Origin of the sequence: Geomonas edaphica, assembly GCF_004917075.1 — a bacterium.
GTDB classification, from domain to species: Bacteria; Desulfobacterota; Desulfuromonadia; order Geobacterales; family Geobacteraceae; genus Geomonas; species Geomonas edaphica.
In genome coordinates this window covers 887,815-901,440 of record NZ_SSYB01000001.1, presented here as the reverse complement: position 1 = coordinate 901,440, position 13,626 = coordinate 887,815, and the positions used below count along the sequence as shown (strand labels likewise).

The 13,626-nt window shown below is 62.0% G+C and carries 11 protein-coding genes; 8 read left to right on the top strand and 3 right to left on the bottom strand.

The window, feature by feature from the left end; genetic code table 11:
• Nucleotides 1-6: 6 nt before the first annotated feature.
• Nucleotides 7-441, top strand: a complete 435-nt coding sequence (locus E8K79_RS03830; protein ID WP_136513550.1) for an MOSC domain-containing protein — start codon at nt 7-9, stop codon at nt 439-441.
• A 146-nt stretch (nt 442-587) separates the two neighbouring features.
• Here the strand turns inward: E8K79_RS03830 and E8K79_RS03825 are convergent, their stop codons facing one another.
• Together E8K79_RS03825 and E8K79_RS03820 are read right to left on the bottom strand one after the other, a co-directional pair.
• A complete protein-coding gene (locus E8K79_RS03825; RefSeq protein WP_136513549.1) occupies nt 588-2,576 on the bottom strand; it encodes a cache domain-containing protein in 1,989 nt (662 codons plus the stop codon).
• A complete protein-coding gene (locus E8K79_RS03820) occupies nt 2,573-3,940 on the bottom strand; it encodes a sigma-54-dependent transcriptional regulator (RefSeq protein WP_136513548.1) in 1,368 nt (455 codons plus the stop codon). Before E8K79_RS03820 ends, E8K79_RS03825 begins: the two co-directional genes overlap by 4 nt.
• A 268-nt stretch (nt 3,941-4,208) precedes the next feature.
• On the opposite strand from E8K79_RS03820, the gene fdnG reads away from it, so the two are divergent.
• The 6 genes from fdnG to E8K79_RS03790 all read left to right on the top strand — a co-directional run bounded on the left by fdnG (nt 4,209) and on the right by E8K79_RS03790 (nt 11,665).
• Nucleotides 4,209-7,238, top strand: coding sequence for a formate dehydrogenase-N subunit alpha (fdnG, locus tag E8K79_RS03815; RefSeq protein WP_135869690.1), 3,030 nt, complete (start codon nt 4,209-4,211; stop codon nt 7,236-7,238).
• Nucleotides 7,235-8,074 carry a 4Fe-4S dicluster domain-containing protein gene (locus E8K79_RS03810; protein WP_135869691.1) on the top strand — a complete coding sequence of 280 codons (840 nt, stop codon included), beginning with the start codon at nt 7,235-7,237 and terminating at the stop codon, nt 8,072-8,074. Before fdnG ends, E8K79_RS03810 begins: the two co-directional genes overlap by 4 nt.
• Nucleotides 8,075-9,277 carry an NrfD/PsrC family molybdoenzyme membrane anchor subunit gene (gene nrfD, locus E8K79_RS03805; RefSeq protein ID WP_135869692.1) on the top strand — a complete coding sequence of 401 codons (1,203 nt, stop codon included), beginning with the start codon at nt 8,075-8,077 and terminating at the stop codon, nt 9,275-9,277. It abuts the gene before it with no gap.
• Between the two features lie 139 nt (nt 9,278-9,416).
• Nucleotides 9,417-10,814, top strand: coding sequence for a formate dehydrogenase accessory sulfurtransferase FdhD (gene fdhD, locus E8K79_RS03800; protein ID WP_136513547.1), 1,398 nt, complete (start codon nt 9,417-9,419; stop codon nt 10,812-10,814).
• Between the two features lie 40 nt (nt 10,815-10,854).
• Nucleotides 10,855-11,028: a twin-arginine translocase TatA/TatE family subunit gene (gene tatA, locus E8K79_RS03795; protein WP_129126225.1), complete on the top strand. Its 174-nt coding sequence runs from the start codon at nt 10,855-10,857 to the stop codon at nt 11,026-11,028.
• A 97-nt stretch (nt 11,029-11,125) separates the two neighbouring features.
• Complete coding sequence (locus tag E8K79_RS03790; protein WP_246043706.1) at nt 11,126-11,665, top strand: bacteriohemerythrin; 540 nt, start codon at nt 11,126-11,128, stop codon at nt 11,663-11,665.
• A gap of 91 nt (nt 11,666-11,756) precedes the next feature.
• Here the strand turns inward: E8K79_RS03790 and E8K79_RS03785 are convergent, their stop codons facing one another.
• Nucleotides 11,757-12,512: an SDR family oxidoreductase gene (locus tag E8K79_RS03785; protein WP_136513546.1), complete on the bottom strand. Its 756-nt coding sequence runs from the start codon at nt 12,510-12,512 to the stop codon at nt 11,757-11,759.
• A gap of 259 nt (nt 12,513-12,771) precedes the next feature.
• On the opposite strand from E8K79_RS03785, the gene E8K79_RS03780 reads away from it, so the two are divergent.
• Complete coding sequence (locus tag E8K79_RS03780; protein ID WP_136513545.1) at nt 12,772-13,623, top strand: AtaL-like protein; 852 nt, start codon at nt 12,772-12,774, stop codon at nt 13,621-13,623.
• Nucleotides 13,624-13,626: the final 3 nt, after the last annotated feature.

Below are 13,626 nucleotides of genomic sequence, written 5' to 3'. Positions count from 1 at the left end.
GATAACATGATCGGAAAGGTTGTCGCGGTTAACATCAGCACCAACAAAGGGGAGAGGAAGACCCCGGTACCCGAGGTCACCCTGCGCGAGGAGCACGGCATCGTGGGGGACGGTCACGCCGGCGACTGGCACCGCCAGATCAGCCTCCTGGCCCAGGAGAGCATCGCCAAGATGCAGGCGCTCGGGCTGGACGTGAAGGAGGGGGATTTCGCCGAGAACATCACCACCGAGGGGGTGGACCTCGTGAGCCTCCCGATCGGTGCGAAGATCGAACTCGGGGAGACGCTTCTCGAGGTGACCCAGATCGGCAAGGAATGTCACACCCGCTGCGCCATCTACTACCAGGCCGGAGACTGCGTCATGCCCAAGGAGGGGATCTTCGCCAGGGTGCTGAAGGGCGGGGTGGTGAGACCGGGGGACCGGGTAACTACCGGCAGCTAAAGACCGGCGTGCTTGCTTCTTGTGGACCACATGGACCCGGTCGACCTTATGGAGCTTGTGCACGCTGCACTTAATTGAAAAAGAGAAGGGCCTCGGCGCGCGTTGCGTCGACGGCCCTTCTTTGCTTTAAGGTGCGGGGGGCGGGGTTAGCGTTCGCAGGGGAGCAGCACGGTGAAACTGCTCCCCTGACCGGGGATGCTCTCCACGTCGATGCAGCCGCCATGCTCCCTGATGATGCCGTAACTCACCGACAGCCCCAGCCCGGTCCCGTTCGACTTGGTGGTGTAAAAGGGGTTGAATACCTGCCTCAGATTCTCCAGTGCGATGCCGACTCCGGTATCGGATATCTTCACCTCGTAGTGATCCCCACTCCCAACCGGCGCGCTCCTGATGCCGAGCACTCCCCCCTGCGGCATCGCCTGGACTGCGTTCAGAATCAGGTTGGTGAAGACCTGCCGCAACTGGTCGCCATCGCCTTCCACGACGGCCATATCCTCCGCGTAAAGCTCGATCACCTCTATCTTCTCAAGGGAAACCTGGTGCCCGATCTGCCCCACGATCTCGTGCAGAAGCTCGTTCAACCGTACGCTGCCGTGCTCCATCTGTTCGCGCCTCGCGAACTTCAACAGGTTCGAAACGATGCGCTCGACTCTCTTCACCTGCTGGAAGATGGTGTCCACCTCCTCGCGGTTCGGGGCTCCCTCGTCGATGGTGAGCTGCAAAAGTTCCGTGTTGCCACGGATGATCGCCATCGGGTTGTTGATCTCGTGGGCGACGCCGGCTGCCAACTCGCCGATCGCGGCGAGCTTCTCGACGCGCAGAAGCTCCTCACGCGTCTGCACGAGTAACCGGTTCTTATCCTCCAGTTCAGCGGTCCTTTGCTGCACCTTTTCCTCGAGGTTGCGGTTCAACTCGATGATGCTGTTCTCGCGCTCGCCAAGGGAGCGGCTCATGTCGTTGAAGCGTTCGGCCAGGTCGCCGATCTCATCACGGGAGTCGATGCTGCTCTTCACGTCCCGCTCACCTGCGGCCACGCGCCGGGTGAGCAGCTCGAGCTCCTTGATCGGCTGGGCGAGCTTCTTGCCGAGAAAAGCCGACATGGAGACGCCGGTCAGACCGCTCAGCAGGAGGACGAAGCTCAAGAGCACCGCCATGTCGGTCTTCACCGCGGAATAGTGGCTCTCGAGCATGCCGACGTAGAGGGCGCCGATCGGGACCCCCTGCAGCGACAGGATCGGCTCGTAGGCGGTCAGGTACCAGTCGTTGACGACGAACGCCCTCCCCACCCATTTGGCCCCTTTCAAAAGGACTCGCTCGTAAACCGGGGCGGAGAGCTTGGTCCCGGTGGCGCGGCGGCCGTCCGAATTGGGGACGTTGGTGGCGATCCTCACCCCACCCTGGAAGATGGTGGCGTTCCCCACGTCCCTGCCGTTTGATTTCGCCCCTTCGTAGACCACCGCCTTGATCTTGTCTACAAGCTTTCGGTTGTTGTTCAGCATCACGCCGCCGTAAAGCGCGCCGAGCACGTTGCCGGCCTGGTCCCGCACCGGGGCGGCGGTGAAGAGGAACATGGCGCCGTTTAAGGGTGCCGGGGGGGATGGGTCCGCCTTGGTCCCGGCCACCTGGACGTGCGCCTGCCGCACCAGCGCCTCCCCCTCGAGCATGAGCTCGGAGGTCGGTATGATGGTGGTGCCGCTGACGAGCTCACCCTTGAGGGCGCGCGCCACGAACTGGTTGCGCAGCTTGTCGTCGCCGAACTGGCGCGTGTTGTTGGCGCGGAAGATCACCTTGCCCGAGGCGTCGACCGCGGCAAGGATGTCTAAGTGCTCGCTTTTTCGTACCGGCGCCAGGGTCGCCTCGAGGGCGCGCAGGTCGCCCGCGGCCACCGTTTCACCTGTGCGGCCGAAGGAGGCGGAGAGCTTCACCGCGTCGTAGAGGCGTGTCAACTCGTTCAGGTACGCCTCGCGCGCGACGGAGAGGTCGTAGCGGACCTTCTCCTGCGCCTGGGCTGCCACCTTGGCGCTCAGGATGAAGACGCCTGCCATCCAGCAGATGAGGATGGCGATCGCCAGCGGGATCAGCGTGGCGACGGTGAGCTTTGTCTTGATGGGAAAGCGGAGCCTTGGGAAGTTCATGAGGGGATGGCGATGCCGTATTCCGCTATCTTGCGGTCCAGGGTTTTTCTGGAAATGCCGAGGATCTCTGCCGATCTGCTCTTGTGGTAGCCGGTGCCAAGTAGGGTCCGCTCGATGTGCGCTTTCTCCATGTTCTCAAGGGAGACGAGCTGCGGCTGGACCTGCGCCTCCGCCTTTTGCGGGGTCTTGCGCCAGATGGGAAGCTCCTTCGGGGTCACAAGCGGTGTTCTCGCGAGGATCACGGCGCGCTCCATGACATTCTCGAGCTCGCGGATGTTCCCGGGCCAGTTGTAGCCGCATAGCAGCATGAGCGCCTCGGGGGTGACACCGGTGACCTCTTTCTTCATCTTAACGCTGTACTTCTTCAAGAAGTGCTCGGCGAGCGGTTCGATGTCGTCCTTTCTCTCGCGAAGCGGTGGTAGGGGGATGTTGATCACGTTCAGGCGGTAGTAAAGGTCCTCACGGAAGCGGCCCGCGCGCACCTCCTCCTCGAGGTCCTTGTTGGTCGCGGCCACGAACCGGATGTCGGCGCTTTTCGCCCGCGTCGCCCCCACCGGGATGAAGTCGCGCTCCTGGATCACGCGCAAAAGCTTCGCCTGGATCGGGAGGCTCATGTCGCCGATCTCGTCCATGAAGAGCGTCCCCCCGTCGGCCTCCTCCAAAAGCCCCTTCTGGTGCGTGATGGCACCGGTGAAGGCGCCGCGCACGTGACCGAAGAGCTGGCTTTCCAAGAGGGTCTCGGTAAGCGCCGCGCAGTTGATGGACAGGAAGCGGCGCTCGCGCCGGGTGCTGTTGTAGTGGATGGCCCCGGCGATCAGCTCCTTGCCGGTCCCGGACTCGCCAAGCACGAGGATGTTCGCCTCGCTTGCGGCCACCTGGAGGGTGAGGTCGTAGGTCTCCTGGAACACGGCGCTTCTGAAGATGATCGCGTCCTGCAGGATCGGCTTGCCGAGCTCGGACTTGAGGGCCCGGTTTTCCTGCAGCAGCTGCTCTTTCTCGAGGGCGTTTTTCAAAACGCTCAGGATCTTTTCCTTCGGGAAGGGCTTGGTGACGTAGTCATAGGCACCGAGCTTGATCGCCTCGACCGCGGCGTCGATGGTGCCGAAGGCGGTCATGATGATGACCGGCAGCGACGCCCTCAGTTTCTTCACCTCCTGCAGCACGGTGATGCCGTCCATGTCGGGCATCCTCACGTCCTGCAGGATGAGGTCGGCGTCGGTTGGGTCCCCCTCGCGCAGCCGGCGCAGGAGCTGCGCACCACCACCAAAGGTCTCCACGAGGTACCCCTGGGTCTGCAATAGTTTCTTCAGGTAGATGAGGATACCTTCCTCGTCGTCGCAGATGAGAATTCTTTCCTGTGTCATTTTGGGGCGTGCCTCGATCTTTTCCGCGCCGTTGCTCGACTCTTGCCTTGGACAAAATGTCACACATTTTGACAAAACGACGCAATTGTTAATTAAAGTTAACCTGTTGGAGATTCCCGAGCGGCGCGGACAACATTATCATTTCGGAGGTTTACGGTACACAACTATTTTTCTGGTGAACGTAAACACGCTGGCATGGCAATTGCCGTATACGCGGAGTTATAAAACGGTGGCACGACGTTTATCATGGAAAAAGGAGAGATTCAACATGGCAGTTTCACGACGGGAGTTTCTGCAGGGGGGGGCGGCCGCGGCAGCGCTGATCCTCTCCGGCAAAAAAGCAGAAGCGGGCGGCGCAGACGGCACGCAGCTGCGCACCAAGGGGCTGAAAAGCTCGACCACCATCTGTCCTTTCTGCGCGGTAGGTTGCGGGCTTGTGGTGCATACCAAGAACGGCAAGATCGTGAACATCGAGGGGGACACCCAGCACCCGATCAACCAGGGTGCCCTCTGCTCGAAGGGTAGCGCGCTCTTCCAGGTGGCCAACAACGAGCGTCGCCTACAAAAGGTGATGTACCGCGCACCCGGCAGCGACAAGTTCGAAGAAAAGTCGTGGGACTGGGCCCTGGAGCGCATCGCGCAGAAGATGAAGGACGCGCGCGACAAGACCTTCAAGGCAAAAGAGATCAACAAGAAGGACAACAAGGAATACGTGGTCAACCGCACCGAAGGGATGGCATTCCTCGGCGGCGCAGGTCTCGACAACGAGGAGTGCTACCTCTGGAGCAAGTTCGCCCGCTCCATGGGGGTCGCAAATCTCGAACACCAAGCCCGAATATGACACTCCGCTACAGTCGCCGGTCTGGCGGCTTCGTTTGGACGTGGGGCAATGACCAACCACTGGATCGACCTGAGGAACGCTGACGCTATCCTTGCAATCGGCTGCAACCCGGCCGAGAATCACCCGATTTCCATGAAATGGATCGAGGCAGCCATGGATCAGGGCGGCAAACTGATTGCCGTCGATCCGCGCTTCACAAGGACCGCCTCCAAGGCGGACCACTACGCTCAGATCCGTCCGGGCACCGACATCGCCTTCCTGGGCGGCATGATCAACTACGCCCTCCAGAACAACATGATTCACGAGGAGTACGTGCGCGAGTACACCAACGCGGCCTTCATCGTGAACGAGAAGTACGACTTCAACGAGGGGATCTTCTGCTCCTTCGACGACCAGGAGAAGACCTACGATCCGAAGGCCTGGGCCTACGCGGTCGACGGCGCCGGCAACCCCAAGCGCGACCACAGCCTCAAGGACCCGCGCTGCGTGTTCCAGCTCCTGAAAAAGCACTACTCCCGCTACACCGTGGACATGGTCTGCTCCATCACCGGCACCAAGAAGGAAGACTACATCGCAGTTGCCAAGGCCTTCTGCTCCACCGGCCGCGCCGACAAGGCGGGTACCATCCTTTACGCGATGGGTATCACCCAGTCCACCCACGGCACCCAGAACGTCCGTGCTACCGCCATGCTGCAGATGCTGCTCGGTAACATCGGCATCGCAGGCGGCGGCGTCAACGCGCTGCGCGGCGAGTCCAACGTCCAGGGTTCCTCCGATTACGGCCTGCTGTTCCACCTGCTGCCGGGTTACCTGAAGTCGCCCGAGTTCGACAACGTCGACCTGAAGGCGTACCTCGAGAAGTGGACCCCGAAGACCAAGGATCCGAAGAGCGCCAACTGGTGGGGCAACACCCCGAAGTACACCGTGAGCCTCCTGAAAGCCTGGTATGGTGACAACGCCACCAAGGAAAACGGCTTCTGCTACGACTACCTCCCGAAGAGAAGCGGCAACTACTCCTTCATGAAGCTGATGGAGAAGATGGGCAAGGGCGAGCTGCATGGTCTTGTCTGCATGGGCCAGAACCCGGCCGTGGGCGGCCCGGATTCGCTGAAAACCCGCGAGGCGCTCGGGAAACTCGACTGGCTCGTCACCGTCGACCTCTGGGAGACCGAGACCTCCATCTTCTGGAAGCGCCCCGGCGTCAACCCGAAGGACATCAAGACCGAGGTCTTCATGCTGCCGGCAGCCTCTTCCGTCGAGAAGGAAGGCTCCATCTCCAACTCCGGCCGCTGGGCCCAGTGGCGCTATAAGGCCGCCGAGCCGGTCGGTGACGCGAAGAGCGACCTCTGGATCATCAACCAGTTCGCCACGCGCGTGAAGAAGGCATACGAGAAAGGCGGCGCCTTCCCCGAGCCGATCACCAAGCTCTCCTGGAACTACGGCAAGGGCGAGGAGCCGGAAGTGCACATGGTGGCCAAGGAGATCAACGGCTACTTCACCAAGGACATGACCATCGTCGACAAGGACAAGACCCTGGAGTTCAAGGCAGGCGACCAGGTCCCGATGTTCAAGTACCTGCAGGACGACGGTTCCACCGTTTCCGGCTGCTGGATTTACTGCGGCTCCTACACCAAGGAAGGGAACCAGATGGCGCGTCGCGACCTGACCGACCCGACCGGCCTGGGCATGTACCCGAAGTGGTCCTGGGCTTGGCCGGTCAACCGCCGCATCATCTACAACCGCGGTTCGGTCAACCCGGACGGCGCGCCGTTCAACCCCAAGCGCGCCGTCATCGCCTGGGACGCCCTTGAGAAGAAATGGAAGGGCGACGTGCCCGACGGTCCCTGGCCGCCGATGAACGACGCCAAGGAAGGGAAATACCCCTTCATCATGCTGCCTGAAGGCCACGGTCGCCTTTACGCCCTGGACATGAAGGACGGTCCGTTCCCCGAGCACTACGAACCGGTGGAGAGCCCGGCCAAGAACCTCATGTCGAAGACCCAGACCAACCCGGCGGTCAAGATCCCGGCCAACATGTCGAGCGACACCGCCAAGTTCCCGTTCGTCGGCACCACCTACAGGATGACCGAGCACTGGCAGGCAGGCGCCATGACCCGTTCGCTTCCTTGGCTCGTCGAACTGGTCCCGACCATGTTCGTGGAGATCTCCCAGACGCTCGCACGTGCCAAAGGCATCGGCAACGGCGACATGGTCAAGGTAACCACCGAGCGCGGTTCCATCGAGGCGAAGGCCCTGGTCACCTCCAGGCTGAAGCCGTTCAACGTGCAGGGAAAAGAGATAGAGCAGGTGGGTCTCCCCTGGCACTTCGGTTATGCAGGCATGGCTACCGGCGACTCGGGCAACGTCCTCACGCCGTCGGTCGGTTGCGCGAACACGAGCATCCCCGAATTCAAGGCATTCCTCTGCAACATCGAGAAAGGGGGTAAGCGCGCATGAGCAGCGAAAACAAAGATTTCGGCAAGAACAAGGCATTTTTGATCGACATGACCAAGTGCACCGGCTGCCGCGGCTGCCAGGTCGCCTGCAAGCAGTGGAACCAGTTGGGCGCAGAGAAGACGGAGTTCTTCACCGGCGAGGGTTACCAGAACCCGCCGCTCATGTCGGAATACACCTTCACCCGCATCAAGTTCCGCGACTACGAGAAGAACGGGCAGAACGAGTTCGCCTTCTACAAAGAGATGTGCATGCACTGCAACGAGCCGGCCTGCGCATCGGTCTGCCCGGTAGGCGCCTTCAAGAAGACCAAGGAAGGCCCGGTCACCTACGACGCGGACCGCTGCATCGGCTGCCGCTTCTGCATGGTCGCCTGCCCGTTCGGGGTGCCCAAGTACGAGTGGAGCAAGGCGCTGCCGCTGGTGAGAAAGTGCACCGGCTGCTACTCCAGGGTGAAGGAAGGGCTGAAGCCGGCCTGCGCCACCACCTGCGTCTCCGCCATCACCTACGGCAACCGCGAGGATATGATCAAGGAAGCCAACAAGAGGATCTCGGCCCGTCCGGAGAAGTACCTGAAGAAGCTCTACGGCTCCGAAGAGGCCGGCGGCACCTCCGTCATCTACCTGACCGCGCTCCCCTTCGACGAGCTCGGTTTCAAACCGGTCACCAAGCGCCCGCTCCCGTCCTACACCTGGCAGGCGCTGCGCCTCGTGCCGGGGATCTTCCTCACCGTCGGCTCCTCGCTGTCGCTGCTTTCCTGGTTCAACCACCGGAAGGAGAGGATCGCCAAGGAAGAGGAACAGAGAAAATCCGGCGCCACGCCGAAGGAGGAGAGCTAGATGACCGCTGCAAAGATAATCGTTAACGAGATCAAGGGATACCACCGCTTCGTTAAGTTCCTGATCGTCCTGGTGTCCCTCGGCGCGCTCGCCTCCCTGGCCCGTTTCGTCTTCGGCCTGGGCGTCACCACCAACCTGAACGACACCTTCCCCTGGGGTCTCTGGATCTCCTTCGACGTCGTCACCGCCGTTCCTCTGGCGGCCGGCGCCTTCACCCTCGGGGCCATCGTGCACTGCTTCCACATCAAGAAGCTCGAGCCGCTGGTGCGCCCGGCCATCGTGACCGGCTTCCTCGGCTACTCCCTGGTCTGCGTCGGGCTTCTGCTCGACCTCGGTCAGCCGCAGCGCTGCTGGCACACCATGGTGTACTGGAACCCCCACTCCCCGATGTTCGAGGTTTCCATGTGCATCGCCGCCTACACGACGGTGCTCTTCCTCGAGTTCCTGTCGCCGGTGTGCGAGAAGTTCGGCTACCACGTGCCGCTGCGCCTGCTGCGCACCATCGAGATGCCGCTCGTCGTCGCGGCGGCTTCCATCTCGACGCTGCACCAGTCGTCGCTCGGCACCTTCTTCCTGATCGCGGTCGATAAGCTGCACAGCCTCTGGTACAACCCGCTCCTGCCGCTTCTCTTCTGGCTCTCCGCCATGTGCGCCGGTATCTCCATCATCATCGTGGAGGCCACCATGAGCCACAAGTACATGGGGCAGCCGGACGAGAGCGAACTGCTCGAGACCCTGGCCAAGATCCTCCCCTGGGTCATCACCGTGTACCTGACCGTGAAGGTGTTCTCCCTGGTGGCACTCACCGAGGGGCCGCTCTTCAACCGTCCTGGCCTGCTGGTGCTCTTCGCCGTCGAGGTCGTATGCGGCGTCCTCCTCCCGCTGGTCATGCTGATGAACGGCAACGTGCGTGAGAACAACCGCCTGCGCGCCACCGCCGCCTGGCTCGTCATCGCGGGCGTCATCCTGAACCGTTTCAACGTCTCCATGTTCGGCATGGAGGCCCCGGGAACCTTCTACTACCCCTCCCTCCTGGAGTCCGTGGTGACCATCGGCATCATCGCGGCGCACATCCTGTTCTTCGTGCTGATCGCGAAGTACTTCCCGATCTTCGAGCACCACCCGGAAACCGTGGATTATTCCATCCCGGACCACTTCCGCAAAAACGAGCAAGGCAACGCACACGGCGCCGCCAAGGCCTAAGCGTGAAGGAAGTACCGGCCCTTGAGGCCGGGTAATACAGAAGTACGAGGAAACCCTCCAAGCTCCCTCTCCCGCGCGAGCGGGGGAGGGACGGGTGGGGCAGGGCTAGGTAAAACGCAAGCTTTCAAGGAGTCCGCAGGTGGCAACCATTTACAGTTTCAAGAAGGGCGTAGTGGAGCAGGTGGATGGCGGGGTGGTGAACGAATACCCCCTGCAGCTGGTGGTGAACGGGCGCGAGATGGCGACCTTGATCGCTTCACCGCACGACCTGCGCTTCCTGGTCGCGGGCTTTTTGCGCCTGCAGGGCTTCGTCTCCAGCGTGGACGACTTTCTCGCCCTCGCCATCTGCCAGGACTTCGGCGCCGCAAGCGTCACCATCCGCGGCGAGCTCCCCGAGCGCCTGAAACCGGTACTCACCTCCGGCTGCGGCACCGGCATCACCTTCAACATGCCCAAGCCCGAGAAAAAAGTCGGGCCGTCCCAGGTGCATGCGCCCGAGACCATCTTCGCCCTGATGCAGCAACTGGCAGTGAAGAGCGAAGGTTACAAGAACCACGGCGGGATGCACTCCGCAGGCGTCGGGAGCGAGACGCTCCTTTTGCACGCAGAAGACATCGGCCGCCACAATACCATCGACAGAATCGCCGGGGAGGCCCTCCTGAAGGGTATCTCCCTGGCTGGAACCATACTGGTGACCTCGGGACGCGTTTCCACCGAACTGGTCGCCAAGGCATCCCTTTTAGGCATCGACGTGATCGCCTCGCGCACCTCGCCCACCGACATGGCGGTGAAGATGGCCGAAGACGCGGGCATCACCCTGGTCGGTTACGTCCGCGCCGACAGCTTCAAGGTCTACACCCATCCGGAAGCGCTCAGCATGGGGGACGATAGAATCGCCGGGGTGACCGGCGTGATCTTAGCCGGCGGCGCCTCGAGCCGCATGGGGAGCAACAAGGCGCTCCTGCCGCACAAGGGGGGACGCTTCATCGAGAGCATCTACCGCGAGCTTTCCGAGCTCTTCACCGAGGTGATCCTCGTGACCAACACCCCGGAGCAGTACCAATTCCTCCCGTGCCGCAAGGTGCCTGACCTCTACGTCGGGATGGGAGCGCTGGCCGGGATCCACGCCGGGCTCGCCCAGGCGAGTAACCCCAGCGTCTTCACCGTAGCCTGCGACATGCCGCACCTCGATCCTGCCCTGATCAGGCACATCGTGAGCCGCCGGGGCGACTGTGACCTGGTCCTCCCCATGAGCGAGCACGGCTTCGAACCGCTGCACGCGCTCTACAACAAGAGCGCCCTGCCGGCCATGGAGTCCTGCCTGGAAGAGGGGAAGCGGCGCATCGTATCGATACTGCCGCAACTCAAGGTGAACGAGGTCCCGGCAGGCGAGGTGGCGCACTTCGACCCACGCTTTGACTCCTTCAGCAACATCAACACGCCTCAGGAGTACTACGAACTCAGAAACAACGACAAGGCCCGGAGCGAAGTTGCGATCCCGGCCGCCAACGAAACAGCTCAGAAAGCCCAGGCTTAAGCCGGGCCGCCCTAAAAGAGGCGTTCAAAGGAGAAGGTAAATGTTTGGATTCGGTATGCCGGAAATGATCATCGTACTCGTCATAGCACTCGTGGTAGTCGGCCCCGCCAAGCTTCCGCAGCTTGGGCAGGCCCTCGGGAGCAGCATCAAGAACTTCAAGAAGGCTTCGGCCGGCGAAGACGTGGTACAGCTGAACGAGGAGAAGAAGGCTTAAAAGCCTGCAATGTCATCGTGCCCCTGCAGCGCCCCGGGATCCAGCCCGGGGCGTTTTTTTTTAACGAAAGTTCTCAAGCAGTCGGGGGGCGGTGCCGATGGATACGATAACCGGCAAAAAACCGGGGAAGGCCGACAGCAGCGGCCCGGCAGTTAAAGGAGAGTACTTGATGTTGACGCAGTGGCGTGACGACATGGCAACGGGGAGCGAGGCGATAGACAGGCAGCATCAGGAGCTGCTGCGCCGTGTCGATGATCTGCTGAAGGGGGCCAAGAGCAGGAGGGGGGCTGAGGAGATCGGCAGGCTCATGTGGTTCCTGAAGAAATACGTAAGGTGGCATTTTCGCGACGAAGAGAAGCTGCAGCTCGAATCCGGCTTTCCCGGGTACCAGGCACACAAGCACCAGCACGAGATCTTCTTCCGGGAGGTGCTCCGCCTTGAGAGCCTGCATACCGAGCAGGGGGACAACACCCTCATGATCGTGGCGGTGATCACCGCCATGTGCGAGTGGCTCCGTTCGCACTTCAACAAGCTGGACAAGGAGTTCATCGACTACCTGAAGGCGACCGGCCAGGACCAGCGTAGCGGCGGGAGTGATGGGCACGGCAACGACAACGGTAACGGTGAACTGCACTGAGCGGGGCAGGGCGCCCACGAGAAAAGCTAAAGGGGAGCTTCCGGTTTAACGGGGCTCCCCTTTTTTATTGACCATCCCTTCTTTCTCCGCCTCAGGAGCGGTCCACCGCCAGTGGCCCCCAGGCCTGGTGCACCGACATCACCTCGACGCTGTTTACGTTGACCCGTGCCGGGACCAAGGCGACCCAGGCGACGATGTCCGCGATGTCCGCAGGCTGCAGCGCCTCGGTGCCGGTGTAGACGCGTCCCGCCTTCTCGTCATCCCCCTTGAAGCGCACCTTCGAAAACTCGGTCTCCGCCATGCCGGGCTCGATGTTGGTCACCCGAACCGCGGTGCCTAGGAGGTCCGCGCGCAGGTTGCGGGAGAACTGCTGCACGAACGCCTTGGTCGCGCCGTACACGTTGCCGCCGGGGTAGGGCCAACTGCCGGCGACCGAACCTATGTTGACGACGTGCCCGCGGTTTCTCGCCACCATCCCAGGGAGGATGGCGCGGGTGCAGTACATCACCCCCTTCACGTTGGTGTCCACCATGGTGTCCCAGTCCTCCAGCGATGCCTCGTGGGCGGGCTCGAGGCCGAGGGCGAGACCCGCGTTGTTCACCAGGAGGTCCACCTCGGCGAACTCAGGGGGGAGCGAAGCGAAGGAAGCGGCCACCGCCTCGGCGTCCCTTACGTCCAGGGCCAGCGTGTGCACGGGCGTCTGCGCCGAGAGCTCCCGCTGCAGCGCGGCGAGCCTTTCGGCCCTGCGGGCCGTCAGCACCAGTTGCCATCCCTTTTCCGCCAGCGTGCGCGCGCAGGCGGCGCCAAAGCCCGAGGATGCCCCGGTTATCAGTGCGGTCTTCTTCATGCTGAAAATCCTCCCGATCCAGATTCGCCTGCCAAGGCGGCCATTTTAGTCCACAACGCCTGCCAAGACAAGCGCTACCTGGGCTTTCTCCATGCTTCGGGCATCGGGAAGGCTTACCACCCCCGCTACGCATTTTCCCATGAAAAAGCCTGGGAGACCATTGCCCGGTTTCCACAATCGGGTAAAGTTGTCGAGTTGTGTCTTCGGAACGGGGCATTTATCTAATGAACCGTTGGGCAAACGAGCGGAGGTGCACGCCATGCGCAAGATATCTTTTAGCTGCGAGGTTCACGCTGCGCTGGACACGGTATGGACGCTACTCGTCGACAAGGTGGAACAGCCGCACTCCTACCTGCCGGGGGTGACCCATGCGCGCGTCCTGCAGCATTACGGCAACGGGCTTTTACGCGAGATCAAGACGGAAGGGGTGGTGATCAAGGAAAAGGTGGTGCTCGACAAGCCGCACGGCGAGGTGCAGTACTTCCTCATCGATCACCCCCTTTTCAGCGGCCGCGTCATCAACCGGGTCGTTCCGTCATCGGTGCAAAGCCCGGTGGCCCCCCTGGTCCTGACCATCGAGGTGGACTGGGTCCCGAAGGACGACGAGTCGGAGCGGATGATCCGCAGGGATCTCCCGGAACAGATACAAAGAGAGGTGATGAGCTTGAAAGAGAGAGCCGAAACACTGGAAAAGCAGGAAGCGATGCCACTTGCCACCCCGTACGCCTTCGGGGCCACCGTCACGCTACCCTTCGCTGAAGCGCTGCCAAGGGTGCACCAGGAGCTGCAGAAGGAGGGCTTCGGGGTGCTCTTCGAGATCGACGTGAGGCAAAAATTCAAGGAGAAGCTGGACAAGGAGTTCCGCAACTACCACATCCTCGGCGCCTGCAACCCGGGCCTCGCCTACCAGGCCTTCGGGGTGGAGCTCGACATCGGCACCCTGCTTCCCTGCAACGTCGCGGTCTACTCGGCAAGTGAAACCCGCACCGTCGTGATGATGATGGACCCGGTGGCGGGGCTCGCTCTGGTCGGCAATCCCCAGCTGACCGAGCTCTCGCACACGGTGCAGGACAGCCTGAAGCGGGTGCTCTCCGCCCTGCAGCAGGTATAAGCC